We start from the raw sequence: 22,554 nt of genomic DNA on the forward strand, positions 1-22,554 counted from the left end.
CGGCACGACATCGGCGAGGATGAACCGATGCGGATCCGACAGGTCGGGGCGCACGCCCTGCTACTCGACTGCACCGTCCTCGCCGACACCCCCGAAGCCGTGGCCAACAGCCGGGAGGCCGCGTTTGTCGAAGCGTGGCGGGCCGAGCTGTGGCGGCGCCGAGAGCAGGGCGACCTGATCGCCGTGGAGATCGTGCCGGCGGCCCGGACCGTGCTGCTCGACGGCCTGCCCGACCCGACCGCCACGGCCGAGCAGCTGACCCGATGGGCTTCCGCCGTCACCGCCGCGACCACCAGCCCCGACCAAGCCGACAACGACGCCCAAGCCGAAGACCACGAAGCCACAACCGAAGATCACGACGCCACAGCCGAAAACGGTGCCGACGACGCGGCGGACGTGGTCGTACCGGTCACCTTCGACGGGCCGGACCTGCCGGCGGTGGCGGAGCACTGGGGCGTGGACGTGCCAGCAGTGCGGCACCGGCTGACCAGCACCCGGTTCCGGGTCGCCTTCTGCGGCTTCGCCCCCGGATTCCCCTACCTGACCGGGCTGCCCGCCGAGTTGGCGCTGCCCCGGCTGGCCACGCCCCGTCCCCGGGTGCCGGCCGGATCGGTCGCGCTGGCCGGCCCGTACGCCGGCATCTATCCGGGCGCTTCCCCGGGCGGCTGGCAGTTGGTCGGTCGCACCGACCTGGTGCTGTTCGACGTGGCCGCCGACCCGCCGGCCCGACTCGGTCCGGGCACCACGGTCCGGATGGCGGCGGCGTGACCGACCCGGCCACCATCGAGGTGCTCCGCGCCGGTGCGCTCACCACAGTGCAGGACCTGGGCCGGCCCGGCTGGGCGCACCTGGGCGTACCCCGGTCCGGCGCCCTCGACCCGGGTGCCCTGCGGTTGGCCAACCGACTGGTCGGCAATCCGGAGCGCGCGGCCGGCCTGGAGATCACCCTGACCGGATGCACCCTGCGGCTGACCCGGGCCGCCACTGTGGCGGTCACCGGCGCCGATGTCCCCGTCCAGGCGGGTGCCCGGCCCGGTGACACCGGACGTCCGCTCAGCGTGCCGGCCGGGACGGTGCTGCGGATCGGTCCCGCCCGGCGGGGCGTACGGAGTTGGCTGGCGGTGTCGGGCGGCATCGACGTGTCACAGGTGCTCGGCAGCCGGGCCAGCGACACCCTCTCCGGGCTCGGCCCTCCTCCGTTGCGGGACGGCGACCGACTGCCGCTCGGCGAGCCGGTCGGCACCCCCGCACCGGTGGACCTGACCGTGTGCCCCACGCCGCCTGAAGAGCTGCACCTGACGCTGGGCCCCGGCCCTCGCGAGGACTGGTTCACGCCGACCGCGTTCGACCGGCTCTTCGGCAGCGCGTACATCGTCAGCCCGGTGAGCAACCGGGTCGGCGCGCGGCTCGCCGGCGCGACGCTGCCCCGCGCGGTGGCCGGCGAACTCCCCAGCGAGGGCATCGTGCTCGGCGCGGTGCAGGTGCCGGCGGACGGCCAACCCCTGATCTTCCTCGCGGACCACCCGACCACCGGTGGATACCCCGTCATCGGGGTGGTCACCGACGTGACCCCGCTCGCGCAGGCCCGGCCAGGTACTACCGTCAGATTCCATGGACCTCAACGCTGACCTGGGCGAGGGATTCGGCATCTGGCGACTCGGCGACGACGAGGCGCTGCTGAGCCTCGTCACCTCCGCCAACGTCGCCTGCGGCTTCCACGGCGGCGACCCGTCCACCATGCGGCGGGTCTGCGAGGGCGCCGCGCGACGCGGGGTCGCGGTGGGCGCGCAGGTCGGCTACCGCGACCTGGCCGGCTTCGGTCGGCGGCACATCGCGTACGACTTCGCCGAGCTACGCGACGAGGTGACCTACCAGCTGGGGGCGCTGGACGCGTTCTGCCGGCTGTTCCGCACCCGGGTCCGCTACCTCAAGCCACACGGCGCGCTCTACCACGCGGCCAGCACCGACGAGTCCCAGGCAGCGGCGGTGGTCGCCGCCGTCAGCGGTTACGACGCCGAGCTGCCAGTGCTCTGCCTGCCCGGCTCGACGCTCGCCCAACTCGCGGTCGGCGCGGGCCTGCCGGTGGTCGCCGAGGCGTTCGCCGACCGCGCCTACCTGCCCAACGGGGCGCTGGTGCCGCGCGGCACCCCCGGCGCGGTGATCACCGACCCTGAGCAGGTCGCCGAAAGGGCGGCGCGGATGGCCACCGAACGCAGCGTGGTGGCGGTCGACGGCACCGTCATCCCCTGCTCGGTCGACTCGATCTGCGTGCACGGTGACACCCCTGGCGCGGTCTCCGCCGCCGAACTCGTCCGCGCCACCCTGATCGACGCCGACATCACACTGGCCCCCTTCGCCTGATCGGAGGGGCCCGGCGGGCCCCTCCGATCGCGTCAGGCGTCCAGGCCGCGAAGCACCAGCGGCAGCCGGGTCACGGCGCCGTCGACCACCCGGACCGGTACGCCCCAGTCCTGCCGGGTCAGGTGGCACGCCGCGTGCTCGACGTCCGCGTCACAGGTCGCCGCCTGCGCGGTCACCTGGAGCACCCCAGCGGTGACCTCGCCGTTGAGCACCAGCCGGCGGGACAGTTCGGTGCCCGTGCCGGCACCGTCCACCAGCAGCTCCGGCGGGGACGCGGAGACCACCAGCCGGGTCGACGGCCCGTACGTCTCGTCCAGCTTCTGCCCCGGCGCCGGGGTGAAGACGATGTCCAGGGTGACCTCGCCGGCCGCGACGTCGGTCGGCGTGCGCTCGGTGCGGTGCCGGGGCCCGTCCACCGTGCTGGCACCCGCCGCCGACAGGGCACCCGGCGCGAGCCGGGTCAACCGGTGCGCGGCGGACTCCACCACCAACACCTCACCGGACGGGGTGAGCACCAGGTCGCTCGGCTCCGCCAACCCGTCGGCGACAGTGGAGACCTGGTTGCTGGCCGGGTCGAAGCGGCGTACCGCGCCGTTGTACGTGTCCGCGATCAGCACCGAGCCGTCCGGCAGCGCGCACACGCCCAGCGGGTGCTGAAGCAGCGCGGTCTCCGCCGGACCGTCCACGTGCCCGAAGTCGAACAGGCCCTGCCCGACGGCGGTACCCAGCACGCCGTTCTCGACGTACCGGATCGAGCTGGTCTCGCTGTCGGCCACCCAGAGCCGGGTGCCGTCGGCGGAGGTCGAGAGCCCTGACGGCTGGGCCATCCACGCCTCGGCCAGCGGGCCGTCGCGCAACGCCTCAACTGTGGTGCCGGCGTACATGCCGGCGGTCCGCTTGATCGGGTCGAACCACCAGAGCTGGTGGATGCCGGCCATCGCGATGATCAGCTTGTCGTCGTACCAGGCCAGGTCCCACGGCGAGGACAGGTCGACGGCGAACGCGTCGTGGGCGTGGTCGTCGACCTCAGCGCGCCACTGCCGCCCACTGCCGGCCACAGTGACCACCTCGCCGGACTCCAGCCGTACGCCGCGCAGCAGGTGGTTGACAGTGTCGGCCACCACCAGGTCGTAGCCGGCCACCTCGGCGACGTGCGTGGGCAGCAGGCACACCCCCTGCGGCTCGGAGAACGTCGCCGCGGCGGCAGGCCCGTCCGCCCGACCCCGCTCACCCGAGCCGATCCGACGCACCGGCGTCTCGCCGTCCGGGTCGATCTCGACCAGGGAGTGTCGGGCCGAGTCCGAGACCAGCAGGTTGCCGTTCGCCAGCAGCGTCGCCTTACCCGGGAAGCGCAGAGCGGTCTCCGGTGCCGGCGGCGGGACGTACGGGCCGTTCCCCCGGTGCAGGGTGCCCTTGGCCTCGTGGGTGGCGATCAACTCGTCGATCAGTCGGGCCAGCCCCTCGGCATGCCCCTCGCCGGCCATGGTGGCCACCACGTAACCCTCGGGGTCGATCACCGACAGGGTCGGCCAGGCCCGCGCCGCGTACTGCTGCCACATGTCCATCTCGGGGTCGTCGAGTACGGGGTGGTGCACCCCGTACCGCTCCACCGCGGCGGCGAGCGCGTCGGCGTTTTTCTCGTGCTCGAACTTCGGCGAGTGCACGCCGATCACGACGAGCACGTCGCCGTACTTCTCCTCCAGCGGGCGCAGCTCATCGAGCACGTGCAGGCAGTTGATACAGCAGAACGTCCAAAAATCGGCAATGATGATCTTGCCGCGAAGGTCGGCGAGCTTGAGGTCGCGTCCGCCGGTGTTCAGCCAGCCCCGACCGTGCAGTTCGGGAGCCCGTACTCGTGCGCTCATGCACCCATCGTGCCTGACCATCGGCCCGCGTCCAGCCGGAGGGGGCGAGATTCGGTAACACCTGCGGATACGACGACGGCGGGGTCACGGTTGCCCGTGACCCCGCCGTCGGTGGAGCTACTTGGTGGCCGGCTTCAGGCAGAGCACCCGGTTGGTGCCCTCACCCGGCAGCACCACGTGGGGCTGCGTCGGGTCGGCGCACTTCTCCTTGGCGTCCACCTTCGAGACGATCGTGAACGCGCTGGCCTCGCCGCAGTCCGCCGCCGAGGCGCCGCCCTGCCCGGACTGCTTCACGCAGGTGCCGACCGCCGGGTCGAAGGCCGGCGTGTCGTCCCCGCCGACCTTGCCGAGCAGCAGCAGCAGGCCGAGCGGCACCGCCAGGATGAGCATCGCAGCGATCAGCACCGCGGCCAGCACCCTGCCGTTGCGTACCTTCGGCGTCGGTGGCTCCACCTTCGGCTCGTCGGCGTCCGGCTTGAACGCGTCGAACCGGCCCTGGTCCGACTGGCCGGCCTCCTGGCCCCAGGACGGCGCGGGCTGCGGCGGCGGCGGGAACGACGGCGGGAAGCCGCCGCCCGGCACCGGCTCGGTCGCCGGTCCGCCGTAGCCCGGCGTGCCGGAGCCCGGGCCACCGAAGTTCGGCGCGCCGAAGGTCGCCGTCCCGTTCACGGTGCCGGCGGCAGGTGACCCGGGGCCGCCGAACTGGTCGGCCGGCGGCTCGGTGCCGGAGTGCGGGCGGGTGCCGTTCACCGGCCTGTTGTTGCCCGGGGCGTCGACGAAGGACGGCACACCGGGCGGGAACGCCGGCGGCGCCGACGCAGCGTCGTTGAACGCGTTCGGTGCGGGCTGCCGGTCGTCGAAGCGCGGATCGGCCGCGGACTCGCTGCCCCAGCCGGGCCCAGCCTGCCGCTGCGCGTCGTTCTGCCAGTCGGGTGCGGCCTGCTGCCGCTGCGCCTCGTTCTGCCAGTCGGGAGCGATCTGCCGCTGCCCGTCGTTCTGCCAGTCGGGCGTCGCCTGCCGTGGCGCGTCGTTCTGCCACTCCTGAGCACCCTGGCGGTCGGAGCCCGGGTCACCCTGGAACGCCTCCGGCTCCGGCTCGGCCTCCGGCTCCGGTCGTGCCGGACGGCCGTACACCCGGGGTTGCGGGGTGGCCGTGCCGGTCGGTCGGATGGCCTGGTCGGTCGGGGGCATCACCCGGCTGGCCAGCGGCACCGAAGCGCTCGCCGTGGCCCGTGCCGCCGCGCTGGCTGCCGACTCGGCGTCCGACACCGGTACGACCGCGCGGCCCGCTCCGGACTCCGGAGAGGTACGCGGGGCGGGCACCACCGCGGCACTCGCCTGCACGTCCTCGGGACGGCCACCGTACTGCGCGGCGGCGTCCGGGGTCTCCCGCTCGGGGTAGGCGGGCTGCTCGGGGATCGGGGCGAACTGGGCCTGGGGCGCGTAGTCGACCGGCGGGGCGGCAGCCAGGCTGGCACCCGGGACGCGCTGCTCCTGCGGAGGCAGTGGCACCGCGTTCGCCGGCGAGATGCCCGGCGCGGGCCCGGGCTGGTAGGCCGGTGCCTCGTCGCCCCGGTCAGCTTCCCAGCCCCCACGGGGCTGGGCGGAAGCCTCGGCCTCCGCGCGACCCCACACCTCACCGGGGGCCCACGGCTCGACCTCCGGCACGCCGCCGGAGTTGCCCTGCGCGGCATTGTCCGGGCCGGCGGCCCAGTTGGGCGCGCCACCGCTGGTGGGCACGCTGGCGCTGGCCCGCGCGGGGAGGTTGCTCGGCTCGGCCGGGGTCCACCCTGCCTGCTCCGGCCGCTCGGTCGGCTGCTCCGGCTGGGAGAGCACCCAGTCGGGCTGCTGCGGACGGCTCTCGGCGCCGCCCCAGGCGGCCGGCTGCGCGGGCTGGTCCTGCCGCGCGTCGCTGCCGTCGTTCCATCCTGCGGGCTGCGCCTGCTGCTGCTGCGCGGCCCATCCGCCGGAGTTGGCCGGGTCGTCCTGCGCGTGCCAGGTCGTCGTCGGGGCCGGGACCTGGGCAGCGCCACGGGCCGGGTTCGGCTGGGCGGCCTGACCCCAGCCGGGGGCGGGCTGCTCGGTCGCTTCGGCGGGCTGGCCCCAGGCCGGTGGCGACTGCTCCGCCGGCGTCCACACCGGCTGTTCGTCGCGGGCGGCGCCGTCGGCGGGCCAGCCGCCGTTGCCAGTGGCCTGGTCCTGCTGAGCGCCGCCGGACCAGCCGGCGGCCTGCCCTGCGTCGGGTTGCGGAGATTCGGCTCCGCGCCAGTCGGCGGCGGGCGGGTTGGCCTGCGGCGCGTCGCCCCAGCCGCCGGCGCTTGCCGGGTCTTCCTGGGCGGGCCAGGCAGCGGTGGCCGGGGGAACCTGCGCGGCGCCCCGCGCGGCCGGCTGGACCTGCACCCAGTCCGGCTGCTCAGCGGGGGCGTTCGGCGTCCAGGTCGGCGCCGGTGCGCTCTGCTCGGCGGGCGTCCAGCCCTGCTGCTGCGCGGCCCAGGGGTCGGGCTGTGCCGGAGCCTGCGCACCGTCGTTGCCGGGCCACGCGCCGGGCTGCTGCTGCGGCGGCTCGCTCGCGCCGCCGGCGGCCCAGGCGGGCTGCGCCGGGTCGTCGGGCTGCGGAGCGGCGGCGGCACCCCAGGCGGGGGCCGGCGGCTGCTCGGGCTGGGTCGCCCATGCCGGTGCCGACGGGTTGGACCGCGTCGGGGGCGGGGGTGCCCAGCCCAGGTCGGGGCCGCCGGCGTTCTGGCCGTTGTCCGGCTGCGCCGGGCGGTCGCCGTACGGCGCCGGTCCGCCGGCGCCCGGTGACACCTCGTCCGGCTCTTGGCCGGGTCGGTGCGGGCCCTCGGACGTCATGGGTGCGCCTCCTCCATCACATGTCGGCTCGCCGGTGCCGATCGGTCTCCTCGGCGTGGCTGCCGGCGTCACCGGCGTACCGCTGTGCCGGCTCCCCGCACGGTATCGGGTGGTCGCACGACACGTCCAAGGAGCACTGGTCGTCACTCACCGTGGCCGGTTGATGTCGAGCAGTTTTGTCGGCTCGGCCTCTGCCGGGTCGGCGGGCGGCGACCGAAGCCCACCGTACCGGGCGCTGCGGCAGGGCGGAATCCCGGTGGTGGTGGTTGGGAAACGCCGATGGCCCACCCGGTGGGCCGGGTGGGCCATCGATCTGGAGGAGGTGAGGAATGTCGTGGAGCGTCAGCTCATGTGACGCTGGGCGATGACGAGGATTTCCTCGCGGACCGCCGGCGAGTTCGCCGAGCGCAGCGCGTGCTCGATGGCACGGGCGCGGCGGGTGGCGTCGCGGTGGTTGCGGATTCGCTCGATCATGCTCATTGGTGGGTCCCCCTAGCTATTCGGTTGTCAGCCCCTGATGCCTCTATTCAACAGCAGAAGCCGGCGAACTTCCATCGATTATTAGGTGAGCTGAGACACCTGCCTAACAATCAAAGGTCAACTGGCCATCTGGCCGACGGTTCCGTCGCTCAACGGACACGGCCGGTGTGCCGGGCGTTAACCCGTGGCACACCGGCCGTGGCTGGCGTTCGAACCGGTCAGGTCCAGGCGAGCAGCGCCGCCTCCGGATCCGTGAGGAAGTCGCCGACGTCCCGCAGGAACTTGGAGCCCAGCTCACCATCGATGATCCGGTGGTCGAAGCTCAGCCCCAGCGTGGTGACCTGGCGAACCTTGACCTTGCCCTTGTGCACCCAGGGCATCTCCCGCACCGCACCGAAGGCCAGGATCGCGGACTCACCCGGCGGCAGGATCGGTGTGCCGGTGTCCACCCCGAACACGCCGACGTTGGTGATCGTCAGGGTGCCGCCGGACATCGCCGCCGGCGAGGTGCGCCCGGACTTCGCCGTCTGCACCAGGTCGGTCAGCGCGTCCGCCAACTCCCGCAGCGAGAGTCGGCCGGCGTCCTTGACGTTCGGCACGATCAGGCCGCGCTCGGTGGCCGCCGCGATGCCGAGGTTGACGTACTCCTTGACCACGATCTCGTCGCCCGCCCAGGTCGAGTTGACCATCGGGTGCCGTTGCACCGCCAGCAGCACCGCCTTCGCCACCAGCAGCAGCGGCGAGACCCGTACGTCGCGCCACTCCCGCCGGCCGCGCAGCCGGTCCAGGGCCTTCATCGCCCGCGTCACGTCGACGGTCAGGAACTCCGTCACGTGCGGGGCGGTGAACGCCGAGCGGGACATGTTCTCGGCGGTCAGCTTGCGGACGCCCTTGACCGGGACGCGCTGCTCCCGGTCCGCACCGAAGCTGGGCGCGCTCGTCGCCGCGATCGGCTCGGCAACCACCACGCTCGCACCGCTCGCCGCCTGCTGCACGTCCTCCCGAGTGATCGAGCCGAGCGGCCCCGACCCGGTCAACGTGCCGAGGTCGACCCCGAGATCCTTGGCGAGCTTGCGCACCGGCGGCTTGGCCAGCACGGCCCCACCGCGTCGATCATGGACTTGTGGTGCCGGAATCGTGGGGGTCGCGGCTGGTTTGTCACCCACCACAACTCCATGATCGACGCCAGCAGGGGCGGCGGGAGCCGTCACGGCCTGCGCCGGGACCGCGCCCTTGCGGGGGCGGCGCTTCGCGGCGGTCGTACGCGGGCCGTAGCCGACCAGCACCGCCGTCCGCCCACCCGGGGCCGCGCCACCGATCAGGCCGGGCTCGACCATGCCCTCGGCCGGCGCCACCTCCACCGCCGCCAGCGAGGCCGCCGACGGAGTGGGCAGGTCGCCGCTGGGCGTGGCAGTGGTCGACGGCGCCTCCAACGGGCCGGCACCCGGGTCGGTGTCGATCGCGATGATCGGCGTACCGACCTCGACTGTGGTGCCCTCCGGGTGGTGGATGGCCTGCACCTGGCCGGCCCACTTCGCCGGGATCTCCACCGCCGCCTTGGCCGTCTCCACCTCGACGATCGGCTGGTTCAGCTCGATGGTGTCGCCGACCTTGACCAGCCAGGCCAGGATCTCGCCTTCGGTCAGCCCCTCGCCCAGGTCGGGCAGGTTGAACGTCTTGATCCGGGACATGTCGCTCACCAGCCGAAGGAGCGGTCGACGGCGTCGAGCACCCGATCGAGGTCGGGCAGGAACTCCTCCTCCACCCGGGCGGCCGGGTAGGGGATGTCGAAGCCGGTCACCCGCAGCACGGGCGACTCCAGGGAGTAGAAGCACTCCTCGGTGATCCGGGCGGCCAACTCGGCGCCGAGGCCGATGTTGGACGGCGCCTCGTGCACCACGATCGCACGGCCGGTGCGCTTCACCGACTCGTACGCCGCGGTCAGGTCCAGCGGCGAGAGCGAACGCAGGTCGATGACCTCCAACTCCCGGCCGTCCTCGGCGGCGGCGGTCGCCGCCTCCAGGCAGGTCCGCACCATCGGGCCGTAGGCCAGCACGGTGACGTCTGTGCCGGGCCGCACGACCCGGGCCGAATGCAGGGGGTACGCGTCGGCCAGCGGCGCGTCCAGGTCGACCTGGCCCTTCTCCCAGTAGCGCCGCTTGGGCTCCAGAAAGACGATCGGGTCGTCCGAGGCGATGGCCTGCTGGATCATCACGTAGGCGTCCTGCGGGTTGGAGCAGGTCACCACCTTCAGGCCGGCGGTGTGCGCGAAGTACGCCTCCGGCGACTCGGAGTGGTGCTCGACAGCGCCGATGCCGCCGCCGAACGGGATCCGGATCACCATGGGGATGCTGAGCCGGCCGCCCGAGCGGTAGTGCATCTTCGCCACCTGCGACACGATCTGGTCGTACGCGGGGTAGACGAAGCCGTCGAACTGGATCTCGCAGACCGGCCGGTAGCCGCGGATGGCCAGACCGACAGCGGTGCCGATGATGCCGGACTCGGCCAACGGGGTGTCGATCACCCGCTGGTCGCCGAAGTCCTTCTGGAGACCGTCGGTGATCCGGAAGACGCCGCCGAGCTTGCCGACGTCCTCGCCCATGATGATGACCTTGGGGTCGTTCTCCAGGGCGCGGCGCAGACCGGTGTTGAGGGCCTTGCCGATGGTGAGCGTCTCCGTGGCCATCAGTGGGCGCTCCCCTCGAACGACTCCATGTAGCGGCTGAACTTCGCGCGCTGCTCGTCGAGCAGCGGAGACCCGTTGGGGTAGACGTTGTCGAACATCGTCACCGGCTCCGGGTTCGGCATCTCGAGCACCCGCTCGCGCAGGTGCACCGACTCGCGGCGGGCCTGTTCGTCGACCTCGGCGAAGAAGCCCGCGTCGGCGATCTTCTGCTTCTCGAGGAAGGCCTTGACCCGGGCGATCGGGTCCTTGGCCTGCCACGCCTCGACCTCGCTGGCGATGCGGTAGCGGGTCGGGTCGTCGGAGGTGGTGTGCGCGCCCATCCGGTACGTGTACGCCTCGATCAGGCTCGGGCCCTGTCCGAGGCGGGCGTTGTCCAGCGCGGTGCGGGTGACCGCGTACGTGGCGAGGACGTCGTTGCCGTCCACCCGTACGCCGGGGAAGCCGAAGCCGGCGGCCCGCTGGTAGAGCGGGACACGGGTCTGCCGCTCCAGCGGCTCCGAGATCGCGTACTGGTTGTTCTGGCAGAAGAAGACCAGCGGCGCGTTGAACACGCTGGCCCACACGAACGCCTCGTTCACGTCGCCCTGGCTGGTGGCGCCGTCGCCGAAGTAGGCGATCGCCGCCTCGCCGTCGTCGGTGCCGGTCTTGCCGTCGATGGTGATCCCCATCGCGTAGCCGGTCGCGTGCAGGGTCTGCGCGCCGATGACGATCGTGTACATGTTGAACTTGAACTCGTTCGGGTCCCAGCCGCCCTGGTCGACACCGCGGAACAGGCCGAGCGGCATGATCGGGTCGATGCCCCGGCAGTAGAGGACGCCGTGCTCCCGGTAGGTCGGGAAGGCCATGTCCTGGGTACGCAGCGCCCGCCCGGAGCCGACCTGGGCGGCTTCCTGGCCGAGCAGGCTGGCCCAGAGGCCCAGCTCGCCCTGGCGCTGGAGAGCTGTCGCCTCGGCGTCCAACTTCCGGACCAGCACCAGGTCGCGGTAGAGACCGCGGTATTCCTCGTCGGTGAAGTCGACGCGGTACTCGGTGCCGTCCGGCCCGGTGGCGCTGTCGATCCGCTCGCCTTCGGGGGTGAGCAGCTGCACGAGCGCGGGGTCGCCGGCCGCGCCCTTCCTGGAGCGGGGTGCAGCCCGCCTGCTGCGGGTGCCCCCGGGGTCGCCCTTTGCCATCGGTCTCTCCCTGTCGTGTCTGCGTCGGCACCGGGGGGTCACCCGGCCGCGCAACTCGTGCGCCTGCCCGGCTGGTGCCGGACCGGTTCCTGGCGGCCGCGCCTAGCCCCGGTGGGGGTTGCCGCACGGCGTGATCCGGGTTCTGGCCGAGCCCGGATCGGGAGCGCCGGCGCTCAACCGCGCCTGCCGCGAGGGTGCGCGGAGGTCACGGCTGCGTTGCCGTCGTGCTCCATATTCGCAGAGCAGGTGAGCGCGCCCACAGTACGCCTGCCTCCGCAATCCGAGCGCCCATGCTTTGACGCCGTTTGTCGCCATCATGCCGGCCCGCGTTTCCCATGCGTTGCGGCACGATTCGTCACCGTTCGGGCAGCACCGCGTGTCGACACGCGGTGGAGGTTGGCTGACCCACTGTGACTGCGCGAGGCTGATTCCCGCAGGATCGCGCCTATCGGGTCATTTGTCGGGTTTTTGCCCCGGGCGGCGTCCATCCATGTCCTCCGACGGCCGACGACAAGGGGTGTGCGGTGTACGAGCCAGGTGACGGTCCCGGCACACCAGCGCTTGGTAGGCACCGGTCTGCCGGCGCCTACCGTCGGGTGGTCGGTGTCCACCGGGCTCCCGGCGCCGGTGGCCCCTCCCGGGGTTACCTGCTCACCGTCGCGCTGCTGGCCGGCACGGCGTCGATGCCCATCCTCGCCGCGATCAGCGCGGGCTCGGCCACCCCGGGCAGCACCGCCCTACCGGACAGCAGCACCCCGTTCATGCCGACCCCGTCCGTCGGGCCGGTGGTGATCCCGCTGCCGATGACCAGCCAGCCACCGCTCCCCCCGCTCGGTACACCCAGCGTCGGCCCGACCAGCGGCTGGCTGCCGGCCGCCCCGTTGCGCCCACGGGAAGGGCCCGCCGCCGCCGATCCCGGGCCCGCCCGGTGGACGACCGCCCCGCCGGTGGCACCGAGACCCACGCAGAGCACCGTGCTGCCGGCACCCCCGCCCGTCGCGCCGCCGCCGACCGACCCGGACCCGACCGACCCGCCGGACCCCGATCCGACCGACCCGGACCCGACCGACCCGGACCCGACCGACTCGCCGGAACCGGACCCCACCGACCCGGACCCGACCGGCTCGGCGGATCCCGATCCGACTCCGACCCTGACGGTGGCCCCGACGCCCACACAGGCCCCGACGTCGGGGCCGACACCCACACCGACCGACGACGCGACCGCGACCGCCGTGCCGACCAGCACCCGGTCCATGCCGGCCCCCACACCCACGCCGCCCGCAGTACCGACCCGCCGACCCAGCCCGGCGATCCCGTCGCCGTCGGCCGTCGCCCCGACGCCCAGCGTCAGGCCGGCGCCGCTGGCCGGACCGACGTACCCTGCGGTGTAGCCGGCGGTACGGTGACGATCAGGCGCGGCCCGTCCGGCGACGGCGGTGTTCGGCGGTAGGCGCGTACCGGAGGGGGTGGCGTGGGCGGCGGTGCGGAACCCCGCCCGGTCACCACCCGGCCCGGCCCGGGGTTGCGGATCGCCCGGCTGGTCACCGAGGTGACCGCCCCGGCGGTGCTCGTGTCGCTGCTGATCATCACGGTGAGTTGGCACAGCGCCAGCCGTCCCGGTCAGGGCCTCGTCTGGGGTCTGCTCGCCACTCTCTTCGTTACCGGCATTCCGTTCGCCTACATCGTCGGCGGGGTACGCCGTGGCCGGCTCACCGACCACCACGTCGGCCGCCGGGAGCAGCGCCGGGCGCCGCTGCTGGTCGGTCTCGGTTCGGTTACGGCGGGGCTCGCCCTGCTCGCCGTGCTCGGCGCGCCCCGCCCGGTGCTGGCGCTGGCGGTGTCCGGCCTCGTCGGCCTCGTCGTCGCCGTGTCGGTCAGCCACTGGTGGAAGATGTCGATCCACTCGGCGGTGGCCGCCGGCACGCTGGTCATCCTGATGCTGACCTTCGGGACGCGGCTGGTCGTCGCCGCACCGCTGCTGGCGGTGGTCGGCTGGTCCCGGGTACGCCTGAAAGACCACACGGTGGCGCAGGTGCTGACCGGTGGCGCGCTCGGCGCCCTGATCGCCGCAGTGATCTTCGGCCCGTTGCGCTAGCCCGGTCAGTGTCCGCTGCGCCAGTCCGGCCCAGGGCGGGCGGCGCGGGGCCGCCCACCCTCGAACACCGTCAGGCGCCGTCGTCGGCGAGGCGGTGCCGGTTCGCCTCGATCCACGCGTCCAGTGCGGCCGGGTCGTCCGGGTCCACCCCGTCGGCCATCAGCTGCGCCACAGCGGCGGTGGCCGCGCTGCGTCGCTCACCGGTCGAGTAGAGGCGGGCGAACTCCGGCACCATCTCCTCGATCGCCTCGTCGGTGCGCGTCGCCGCCGCCTCGGGCAGCCCGCGCTGGCGCGACGCGTACCGCGCCCAGGCCCGCAGCACCCGGGGCAGCATCGCCGCGTCGTCCATGTCCAGCACGGCCCGGCGGTGCACCCAGTCGAGCAGGAAGAGCCCGGACACGGCAGGGCTCCAGCGCATCGGATCGGCGTCCGGGAAGCTCGCCGAGTGGTCCAGCAGCAGGCTCAGGCAGAAGTGCAGGGAGGCCAGCTCGGGGCCGTCGACGGCGTCCAGCCCGAAGCGGGCGGCCTCCGGCGCGGCGAGGAACCGCCGGACCAGGTCGGTGCGCTCGGCCGCGGAGAGCGGCTCGACCTCCGCCGGCCCGGTCGGGACGGCCGCGGTGGGCAGGATCGCCAGCCGGGCCCCGACCAACGCCCGGTCGGTGGCGAGCGACCCCTCGCCGGGCAGCTCGCTCAGGTCGTCGGTGACCGCCAGATGGCGGGCCACCTCACCCCGGAACCGGGCAGGATCTTCGGTACGGAACCAGGTCAGCTCGTCGTCGGCGCACATCTGCCGGACCTGGTCCAGGATCCGTTCGGCCGGCCCGCCCACGAAGATGTCCTTGGTGATCCCGATGTTGTGGTCCACCAGGGCCACCAGCGCGTGCTCCGAGCCGCCGGACTCGTCGTCGTAGGCGAAGGTCGCGAGGTAGGAGGTCTGATCGCCGTACACGTCCCCGTACGCCCAGGTGCCGGTGAGGTGCACCCGGCCGAGCTGGGCCGTCCAGGTGGGCGCCTGGCTGCCCGGGCGCACCCGATCGGCGCCCTCGGCGGTCGGAACGAGGGTGGCGAAGACCTGCCGGATGGTGGTCGCCGCAGCGATCCTGCGGCGGGCGGTGGCGGCGAGGAAGCCGGTGACGAACTCCCGTACGGCGGCGTCGCGGTCGGTCTCCGCGATCGCGTAGACACTGCCCAGCAGGGCGCTGCCGAGCATCTCGGCGTCGAGGGCGGACTCCAGCTTGGTCACGTCGCGTGCGGCGTGCAGCACCGCGTCGTAGGGGGTCTGAGGCGTGGCCATGCTCCGACCCTACGCCGCCCGAGGCGTAGGCAGAGCGGTAGCGAGCCGTGCGGAGCGTCAGCGGCGCGCGGCGTCCCGCAGCGCGTCGCGCGCCTGCGCGTACGAGCCGAGCACGAGCCGTACCGGTGCCAGCACGTACTCGTCGCCCACCTGGGCGACCCGCGCCGTCAGCCGCTGGTCGGCGCGGGCCCGGGCGCGCCGGGCGGCCCAGCGCACCACCGGGCGGGTCAGCGCCGCCACCAGCAGCCCGGCCAGCAGGCCGCCGAGCAGCAGCACGGTCGGCAGCGGCACCTCGCCGACCATCGGGTTGTCCAGTGCGGGCAGGCCGAGCGCCCGCAGCGCGTAGCCGAGCACCAGCCAGCCCAGCCCGACCACTGCGGCGAGGGTGACCAACCACTGGACACCGCCCACGACCCGCCACCACAGCGGGCGACGGTCGAGGCCGAGGTCGGTGCTGGCGATCGTGCGATCCAGGGCGTCCGGCAGGTCGCCGAGGCGGGACCGGGCGGCGCCGGTCACCGCGCCGGGCCAGGCGGCGGGCAGGTCGGTGGCGGCCCGGTCGGCCACCGCGCGGATGGCGAGGCCGAGCGCCGAGCGCTGGGCGGCCGTCGGGTCCGGTACCGAGGTGGCCGCGACCAGGCTCTCCGCCGGGTCGGCCTGGTCGCCGGTCGGGCCGGGCAGGTGCAGCCGACGAAGCGGGTCGGGTCGCAACCGCCGCCAGCCCCGGACCACGGGCCAGCCGGTGGCAGCGCCGGCCCGGTGCCGGTACGCCCGCTCCACGGCCTCGGTCACCGCTGGCACTCCGGCCGCCCCGGCCAACGCCCGGTTCAGCCCCTTGACGGCGGTGTCGTCCGGCCCGTCCGCCGGCCGGGCCGAACCGACCAGCTCGTCCAAGCCGGCGACGACAGTGTCGACGTCACCAGCGAGCCGGCGCAGCGCGGCCTGCCGCTCGGCGACGGTGCGCTCCAGCGTGTTGCGCAGCCCGACCATCCCGGCCGGATCGATGGCGGTGGTGGCCAGCAGGGGCACCCCGGTCAGCCCGTCCGTGTCGAGCAGCCGACGCAGGTCGTCCAGGACCCGGGGCACTTCGGCCGGGGGCAGCCGGTCGGCCTGGTTGAGCACGACCACTGTGACCTCGCGGTGCCTGTGGAACTCGCGCAGGTAGCTGTCGTGGATGACCCGGTCGGCGTACTTCTGCGGGTCGACCACCCAGACCACCTGGTCGACCAGGCCGAGGAGTCGGTCCACCTCGAGCCGGTGCGATCGCTGCACCGAGTCGAAGTCGGGCAGGTCGAGCAGGATCAGCCCGTGCAGGGCCGTCTCGTCGTCAGCGTCCAGGGCGCTCTCCCGGACGAAGCGGTGTCGGGGCAGGACGCCGACCCAGTCGAGCAGATGGTTGGCGCCCTCCAGCGGCCCCCACACGCAGGCGTGGGTGACGCCGGTGGTCGGCCGGCGGACCCCTACTGGCGAGAGTTCCAGTTGGGCCAGCGCGTTGAAGAGGCTGGACTTGCCGCTGCCCGTGGCGCCGGCCAGGGCGACCACTGTGTGGTCCCGGGACAGCGCGAGCCGGGTGCCGGCCCGCTCGACCACTGTGTGCGCGGGCACCAGGTCGGAGTCCGGCAGCAGACCGTCCACGGCGATCAGGAACCGGCGTACCGCGTCCAGGCGGGCGATCAGCGCGTCGGCGTCGACCCGCTGGTCCCCGCGGAACACCTCGCGGACCCGGCCGGCGATGTTGCTCACCGAGAACCCTCCTCGTCGGCGGTGGACAGGCCGCTGCGGTGCCGGGCCAGCTCGACCCGGCCGGCGGCCCGGCGCAGCCTGTCGCCGGCGTCCTCGGCGGGGCGGGCGTCGGCGGTGCGGCTCAGGAAGCGGTCGGCCTCCACGGCGAGCAGCGTCCGCACCCGGTCCAGCAGGTCGGTACGGGCCTTGGCGGCGAGGGTACGCACCGCCTGGTCGCCGAAGATCGCCTGGAGGACGGCCTGCGCGGCGACAGTGGTGCCGGCCCCGGTGGCCAGCTCCAGCCCGGTCGGGATGAACGCGGTGGAGGCGAAGACAGCGATCATCACGGCCAGCCCGGTGGCGTTCACCGCGTACGCGGCGGTGCGGGCCACGAACCGCTTGTCACCGCCCTCGACCCGGACCAGTTCCAGCACTCCGCGCTGCCAGTCCCGGACCATGCGCTCGGCGCGTTCGGGTAGGTCGTCGCTCGGGTGGGCGAGGGGCGGCTCGAGCAGCCCGGCGCCGGCCGGGTGTGCCTTCCACCCGGTGTACGCGGACTCGGCGGCCTCCGAAGCCACCCCACGCAGCAGCGTCACCAGCTGGGACTCGATGGCGTTGCGCAGCTCGACGGCGGGCGCCGGCCGACCGGTGACGGCGGCCACCACCCGGTCCCGGAGGCGACCGATCCGTGCCTCCAGCGTGCGGAACAGCTCGCCGGTGCCGACGAACTCCTGCCAGCGGGCGAGCACCTCACCCCGGAGCAGCCGGCCGTCCTGGAGCCCCTGCTCGACGGTGCGCTCGGCACCCCGGTACGCGGCCTGGACCCGTTCGTCCAGCCCGTCGGCGGCGGCGAGCTGCTCGTCGGCGGCGTCGGCCAGATCCTCCACGGCGGGGTGGAGGGCGGCCAGCGCCCCGTCGAGGGTCTGGCGGACCACCGCCGCCCGCGCGTCCACGTCGGCGGCCAACCGGGCGAACCAGTCGGCCAGTGGGGCGGTGACTCCCTCGGGCAGCAGCCCCTGACCGTCGACCCAGGTCTCGGGCAACACGAACAGCGGCGCCCGGCCGAGGTCCTGCTCGGCGAGCATCTCGGTCAGGTGCGCGGCGATCTCTTCGGTGGCCTCGGCGGGCACCCGGTCCAGCACCATGGCGATCACCGCGCCGCGCGCCCGGGCACTGCGCAGCAGCTCCCAGGGCACCGCGTCGGCGTACCGGGCGGCAGTGGTGACGAAGAGCCACAGATCGGCGGCGGCCAGCAGTTGGGTGGCGAGCGCCCGGTTGGCGTCGACGACCGAGTCGATGTCGGGCGCGTCGAGGAAGGCCAGCCCGGCGGGCAGGGCCGGGGCGGTGACGAGGTGCAGGGCGCGCGGATCGTCGCTCGGCTCGGTGGTGCGGGTCAGCCCGGGCAGGAGGTCACCCTGCCGAAACCAGGCCGCGTCGGACGGGTTGCAGACCAGCACCGGCGAGCGGGTGGTCGGCCGGAGCACGCCGGCGGCGCTGACCCGGGCCTTGACCAGGCTGTTGACCAGTGTCGACTTGCCCGCGCCGGTGGAGCCGCCGACCACCACGAGCAGTGGGGCGTCCAGCCGGGCGAGCCGGGGCAGCAGGTAGTCGTCGAGCTGGTCGGTGAGGGCGGTGGCGGTCTGCCGGGCGGAGCCGGCAGAGGGCAGCGCGAGGGGATACCGGGTCGCGCCGATCGCCTCCCGGAGGCCCGACAGTGCGCCGGGGAGGCTGTCGTCCCCGGTGGTGGCGGGCGGCTCCTCCGCGGCGTCCGGCGGGTCGGTGCGGGCTGCGACGGCGGGCGCACCGGAACGGGTGGCGGGATCGCCGTGCGTCGTCACCGCTAAAGCGTGCCCGACCGATGCAAGGGAAGACAACCGGACGGTAATAACGGCTGGGTTGCGTCGGGTTGACTCAAGTCAACTTGACGATTGGCCAACGCGTGGCACTATTGAGTCAAGTTCACTCAACTTGTGGTGGGGCCCGCTGCGGGCGGTGCTCGCCAGCAGCCCACGGGCGACGCCCGTCACCTGCACAACCTTACGAAGCGAGGAAGCGAAGATGGCACGTGCGGTCGGTATCGACCTCGGCACGACGAACTCCTGCGTCAGCGTTCTCGAGGGCGGTGAGCCCACCGTCATCGCCAACGCTGAGGGGTCGCGGACGACTCCGTCGATCGTCGCGTTCGCCCGCAACGGCGAGGTGCTCGTCGGTGAGGTCGCCAAGCGCCAAGCGGTGACCAACCCCGATCGGACGATCCGGTCGGTCAAGCGCGAGGTCGGCACGAACTGGTCCGTCGACATCGACGGCAAGAAGTACACCCCGCAGGAGATCTCGGCCCGGACGCTGATGAAGCTCAAGCGGGACGCCGAGGCGTACCTGGGCGAGCAGATCACCGACGCGGTGATCACCGTTCCGGCCTACTTCAACGACAGCCAGCGCCAGGCCACCAAGGAGGCCGGTGAGATTGCCGGCTTCAACGTGCTGCGGATCGTCAACGAGCCGACCGCTGCCGCCCTGGCATACGGGCTGGACAAGGGCTCCAAGGAGCAGACCGTCCTGGTCTTCGACCTCGGCGGCGGCACCTTCGACGTGTCGCTGCTGGAGCTGGCCGAGGGCGTCGTCGAGGTCAAGTCGACCAGCGGTGACAACCAGCTCGGTGGCGACGACTGGGACCAGCGGATCATCGACCACCTGGTCAAGACGTTCCGCGGTGAGCACGGCATTGATCTGTCTCAGGACAAGATGGCCCTCCAGCGGCTCCGTGAGGCCGCCGAGAAGGCCAAGATCGAGCTTTCCGCCGCCACCACCACCAACATCAACCTGCCGTACATCACCGCCGGCGCGGCCGGCCCGCTGCACCTCGACGTGACGCTCAGCCGCGCCGAGTTCCAGCGGATGACGCAGGACCTGCTGGACCGGTGCAAGGGCCCGTTCGAGCAGGCCGTGAAGGACGCCGGGATCAAGATCTCCGACGTCGAGCACGTCATCCTGGTCGGCGGTTCGACCCGGATGCCCGCCGTGACCGACCTGGTCAAGCAGCTCACCGGTCGCGACCCCAACAAGGGCGTCAACCCGGACGAGGTGGTCGCCGTCGGCGCCGCTCTCCAGGCCGGTGTGCTCAAGGGTGAGGTCAAGGACGTCCTGCTGCTCGACGTGACCCCGCTGAGCCTGGGCATCGAGACCAAGGGCGGCATCTTCACCAAGCTGATCGAGCGCAACACCACAATCCCGACCAAGCGTTCTGAGGTCTTCACCACGGCGGACGACAACCAGCCGTCGGTGCTGATCCAGGTGTTCCAGGGTGAGCGGGAGATCGCGGCGTACAACAAGAAGCTCGGCACCTTCGAGCTGACCGGCCTCCCGCCGGCGCCGCGTGGCGTGCCGCAGATCGAGGTCGCCTTCGACATCGACGCCAACGGCATCGTCAACGTGCACGCCAAGGACCTGGGCACCGGCAAGGAACAGAAGATGACGATCACCGGCGGCTCCTCGCTGCCGAAGGACGACATCGAGCGGATGCGCCGGGACGCCGAGGAGCACGCGGAGGAGGACAAGCGTCGTCGCGACGACGCCGAGGCTCGCAACGTGGCCGAGGCGCTGCAGTGGCAGACCGAGAAGTTCCTCGCCGAGAGCGGCGACAAGCTGCCCGGTGAAAACCGCGAGCAGCTCAACGAGGCGCTCGGCGAGCTGCGCGGCGCCCTCGGCGGTCAGGACATCGACAAGATCAAGTCGGCGCACGAGAAGCTGGCCAAGGTCTCCCAGGAGGCCGGTTCGCTGCTCTACTCCCAGCAGGCCGAGCAGGGTCAGCAGCCGGGTGGCGAGGCTGGCCCGGGTGCGACCGGTGCGACCGGCGCGACCGGCGCGACCGGCGCGCAGGCCGGCGGCGCCGACGACGTGGTCGACGCGGAAATCGTGGACGAGGACGGCAAGAAGTGACCGTCGGCCTCCGGCACGTTTTCACCGCGAAGGGGATGAGGTAGCCGCATGACGCAGAAGCCACGAGCCGCCGACCCGGGCGACACCGGGTCGACGCCGGGTGGCTCCGCGACCACGGAGCCGACCGGCGACGGGGAGCGGGTCGTCATCCGCAACAACCGCAAGCTCGTCGACACCGCCGAGCCGGAGGGCACCGCCGCCGACGCGGAGACCGGTGTGCCGGCCGAGGGTCTGGTCGAGGACGCCGAGGTCGTGGTCGACGAGATCGAGGTCGAGGTCAACTCCACCAACGGGCCGGAGCCATCCGGTCCGCCGGTGGTGGACGCCCCGGCGCAGCCGGTGGACGGCGGCGGCACGGGCACCTCGCTCGGCGCCGAGCTGGAGGCGCTCCGGGCCGAGCTCGACGAGCGGACCAGGGACCTGCAGCGGGTGTCGGCGGAGTACGCCAACTACCGCAAGCGCATCGACCGCGACCGCAACCTCGTGCAGGAGCAGGCGACCGGCTCGGTGTTGGCCGCGCTGCTGCCGATCCTGGACGACCTGGACCGGGCCCGGGAACACGGCGACCTGGTCGGGCCGTTCGGCACGGTGGCGGAACAGCTCACCACCGCGCTGGGCAAGTTCGGCCTGAACGCCTTCGGCGAGCAGGGCGACCCGTTCGACCCGACCCGGCACGAGGCGGTCGCGCACCAGACCTCGGCCGACGTCAGCGAGCCGACCTGCGTACAGGTCATGCGACGCGGCTACCAGCTCGGTGAGCGGCTGCTGCGCCCCGCGCTGGTCGCGGTCGCGGATCCGGAATAGTGCCAGACAGTGACCGGGCCGTCCCGTCCACCGCGCTGCGGTGGGCGGGACGGCCGGGCCACCGGGGTCGGAAGGGGGTGGACCGGTGAGTTCGAAGGACTGGATCGAGAAGGACTTCTACGCCGTGCTCGGCGTGGACAAGGCCGCCTCCGCGGATGACATCAAGAAGGCGTACCGCAAGGTGGCCCGGGAGTCGCACCCGGACCACAACCCGGGCGATCCGAAGGCCGAGGAGCGCTTCAAGGCAGCGTCCGAGGCGTACAACGTGCTGTCGGACAGCGGCCGCCGTCGCGAGTACGACGAGATGCGTTCGCTCTTCGGCTCGGGCGCGTTCCGGCGCAACGCCCGGGGTGGCGGTCAGCAGGGCGGCATGCCGTTCGACGTCTCCGACATGTTCGGCGGCGGCGGAGGCGGCGATCGTCGCTTCGGCGGCGCCGGCTTCCAGGACCTGTTCAGCTCGATCTTCAGCGGCGGCCAGGCCGGTGGGCAGGCCGCACCACATGGTCCGGCCCGTGGTCGAGACGTGGAGACCGAGGTGGCGCTGGACTTCGGCGACGCGGTGCGGGGAGTGACGCTGCCCCTGACGCTGCGCGCGCCGGGAGTCTGCGACACCTGCCACGGCAACGGGGCCAAGCCCGGCACCCAGCCGCGTACCTGCCCGGTCTGTCATGGTGCCGGCGTGACCACCCGCAACCAGGGGTCGTTCAGCTTCTCCGAGCCGTGCCGCAACTGCCAGGGCGTCGGCACCGTGGTCGAGGAGAAGTGCCCGGAGTGCCACGGCAGCGGCGGTGTCACCAAGACCCGCACGATGAACGTGCGCTTCCCGGCCGGTGTGGCCGACGGTCAACGCATCCGGTTGGCCGGGCGCGGCGAGCCGGGCGAGCGCGGCGGCCCGGCTGGCGACCTCTTCGTGCACGTCAAGGTTCGGCCGGACGAGCTGTTTGGGCGTACCGGGGACGACCTGACGCTGACCGTGCCGGTCACCTTCGCGGAGGCCGTGCTCGGCACGGACCTGCGGGTGCCCACGCTCGACGGTGCGATGACCCTGCGGGTGCCGCCGGGGACACCGAGCGGGCGGGTGCTGCGGGCCCGGGGCAAGGGTGTGGTCCGCCGCGACGGGCAGGCCGGTGACCTGCTGGTCACGCTGGACGTGGTGGTGCCGGCCCGGTTGTCGGATGAGGCGCGCACGGCGCTGGAGTCGTTCGCCGAGCAGACCCCGCCGGCAGCCCGGGAACATCTCGACGCACGGGTGCGTCGAGTCAGTTAGTCCGGTGGAATGGACGCGGAGG

At 73.1% G+C, this 22,554-nt stretch carries 17 protein-coding genes; 8 read left to right on the forward strand and 9 right to left on the reverse strand.

From position 1 onward, the window contains the following. Nucleotides 1-27 precede the first annotated feature (27 nt). From ACLJOK_RS16505 to ACLJOK_RS16515, 3 genes are read left to right on the forward strand one after another with little or no spacing between them, the layout of a single operon-like run. Entirely contained in the window at nucleotides 28-768 is a 741-nt protein-coding gene (locus ACLJOK_RS16505) for a 5-oxoprolinase subunit B family protein (RefSeq protein WP_410819718.1), read from the forward strand. Further along, a complete protein-coding gene (locus ACLJOK_RS16510; protein WP_410819719.1) occupies nucleotides 765-1,628 on the forward strand; it encodes a biotin-dependent carboxyltransferase family protein in 864 nt (287 codons plus the stop codon). Before ACLJOK_RS16505 ends, ACLJOK_RS16510 begins: the two co-directional genes overlap by 4 nt. Beyond that, a complete protein-coding gene (locus ACLJOK_RS16515; RefSeq protein ID WP_238677582.1) occupies nucleotides 1,612-2,361 on the forward strand; it encodes a LamB/YcsF family protein in 750 nt (249 codons plus the stop codon). The genes ACLJOK_RS16510 and ACLJOK_RS16515 overlap by 17 nt, the downstream gene beginning before the upstream one ends. A 32-nt stretch (nucleotides 2,362-2,393) precedes the next feature. Here ACLJOK_RS16515 and ACLJOK_RS16520 read toward each other — a convergent pair whose 3' ends face one another. The 6 genes from ACLJOK_RS16520 to pdhA form a co-directional block, all read right to left on the reverse strand. Further along, entirely contained in the window at nucleotides 2,394-4,226 is a 1,833-nt protein-coding gene (locus tag ACLJOK_RS16520; RefSeq protein WP_410819720.1) for an NHL domain-containing thioredoxin family protein, read from the reverse strand. 117 nt (nucleotides 4,227-4,343) lie between these two features. Continuing rightward, entirely contained in the window at nucleotides 4,344-7,076 is a 2,733-nt protein-coding gene (locus ACLJOK_RS16525) for a hypothetical protein (RefSeq protein ID WP_410819721.1), read from the reverse strand. A 342-nt stretch (nucleotides 7,077-7,418) separates the two neighbouring features. Then, complete coding sequence (locus ACLJOK_RS16530; protein ID WP_165435866.1) at nucleotides 7,419-7,556, reverse strand: hypothetical protein; 138 nt, start codon at nucleotides 7,554-7,556, stop codon at nucleotides 7,419-7,421. A gap of 218 nt (nucleotides 7,557-7,774) precedes the next feature. Continuing rightward, nucleotides 7,775-9,256 carry a dihydrolipoamide acetyltransferase family protein gene (locus tag ACLJOK_RS16535; RefSeq protein WP_410819722.1) on the reverse strand — a complete coding sequence of 494 codons (1,482 nt, stop codon included), beginning with the start codon at nucleotides 9,254-9,256 and terminating at the stop codon, nucleotides 7,775-7,777. Further along, nucleotides 9,253-10,242, reverse strand: coding sequence for an alpha-ketoacid dehydrogenase subunit beta (locus tag ACLJOK_RS16540; protein ID WP_410819723.1), 990 nt, complete (start codon nucleotides 10,240-10,242; stop codon nucleotides 9,253-9,255). The genes ACLJOK_RS16535 and ACLJOK_RS16540 overlap by 4 nt, the downstream gene beginning before the upstream one ends. Continuing rightward, complete coding sequence (gene pdhA / locus ACLJOK_RS16545) at nucleotides 10,242-11,414, reverse strand: pyruvate dehydrogenase (acetyl-transferring) E1 component subunit alpha (protein WP_410819724.1); 1,173 nt, start codon at nucleotides 11,412-11,414, stop codon at nucleotides 10,242-10,244. The genes ACLJOK_RS16540 and pdhA overlap by 1 nt, the downstream gene beginning before the upstream one ends. A 596-nt stretch (nucleotides 11,415-12,010) precedes the next feature. On the opposite strand from pdhA, the gene ACLJOK_RS16550 reads away from it, so the two are divergent. Together ACLJOK_RS16550 and ACLJOK_RS16555 are read left to right on the forward strand one after the other, a co-directional pair. Continuing rightward, nucleotides 12,011-12,805 carry a hypothetical protein gene (locus tag ACLJOK_RS16550; RefSeq protein ID WP_410819725.1) on the forward strand — a complete coding sequence of 265 codons (795 nt, stop codon included), beginning with the start codon at nucleotides 12,011-12,013 and terminating at the stop codon, nucleotides 12,803-12,805. A gap of 80 nt (nucleotides 12,806-12,885) precedes the next feature. Then, the gene (locus ACLJOK_RS16555) at nucleotides 12,886-13,509 is read left to right on the forward strand and encodes a phosphatase PAP2 family protein (protein ID WP_410819726.1); all 624 of its coding nucleotides are present in this window, start codon (nucleotides 12,886-12,888) and stop codon (nucleotides 13,507-13,509) included. Nucleotides 13,510-13,579: 70 nt separating this feature from the next. Here ACLJOK_RS16555 and ACLJOK_RS16560 read toward each other — a convergent pair whose 3' ends face one another. The 3 genes from ACLJOK_RS16560 to ACLJOK_RS16570 are packed head-to-tail and all read right to left on the reverse strand — an operon-like array spanning nucleotide 13,580 to nucleotide 18,363. Then, nucleotides 13,580-14,803 carry a hypothetical protein gene (locus ACLJOK_RS16560; protein WP_410819727.1) on the reverse strand — a complete coding sequence of 408 codons (1,224 nt, stop codon included), beginning with the start codon at nucleotides 14,801-14,803 and terminating at the stop codon, nucleotides 13,580-13,582. A gap of 57 nt (nucleotides 14,804-14,860) precedes the next feature. Beyond that, the gene (locus ACLJOK_RS16565; RefSeq protein ID WP_410819728.1) at nucleotides 14,861-16,546 is read right to left on the reverse strand and encodes a GTPase; all 1,686 of its coding nucleotides are present in this window, start codon (nucleotides 16,544-16,546) and stop codon (nucleotides 14,861-14,863) included. After that, nucleotides 16,543-18,363 carry an ABC transporter gene (locus ACLJOK_RS16570; RefSeq protein ID WP_410819729.1) on the reverse strand — a complete coding sequence of 607 codons (1,821 nt, stop codon included), beginning with the start codon at nucleotides 18,361-18,363 and terminating at the stop codon, nucleotides 16,543-16,545. The genes ACLJOK_RS16565 and ACLJOK_RS16570 overlap by 4 nt, the downstream gene beginning before the upstream one ends. A 220-nt stretch (nucleotides 18,364-18,583) precedes the next feature. Here ACLJOK_RS16570 and dnaK point away from each other — a divergent pair, with 220 nt between their 5' ends. The 3 genes from dnaK to dnaJ all read left to right on the forward strand — a co-directional run bounded on the left by dnaK (nucleotide 18,584) and on the right by dnaJ (nucleotide 22,532). Then, nucleotides 18,584-20,461 carry a molecular chaperone DnaK gene (dnaK, locus tag ACLJOK_RS16575; protein WP_410819730.1) on the forward strand — a complete coding sequence of 626 codons (1,878 nt, stop codon included), beginning with the start codon at nucleotides 18,584-18,586 and terminating at the stop codon, nucleotides 20,459-20,461. Between the two features lie 48 nt (nucleotides 20,462-20,509). Next, nucleotides 20,510-21,265: a nucleotide exchange factor GrpE gene (gene grpE, locus ACLJOK_RS16580; protein ID WP_410819731.1), complete on the forward strand. Its 756-nt coding sequence runs from the start codon at nucleotides 20,510-20,512 to the stop codon at nucleotides 21,263-21,265. 85 nt (nucleotides 21,266-21,350) lie between these two features. Beyond that, nucleotides 21,351-22,532, forward strand: a complete 1,182-nt coding sequence (gene dnaJ / locus ACLJOK_RS16585) for a molecular chaperone DnaJ (RefSeq protein WP_410819732.1) — start codon at nucleotides 21,351-21,353, stop codon at nucleotides 22,530-22,532. The last annotated feature ends 22 nt before the right edge of the window (nucleotides 22,533-22,554 follow it).

The sequence above is a fragment of the Micromonospora sp. 050-3 genome (assembly GCF_046549335.1).
Taxonomy (GTDB): Bacteria; Actinomycetota; Actinomycetes; order Mycobacteriales; family Micromonosporaceae; genus Micromonospora; species Micromonospora trifolii.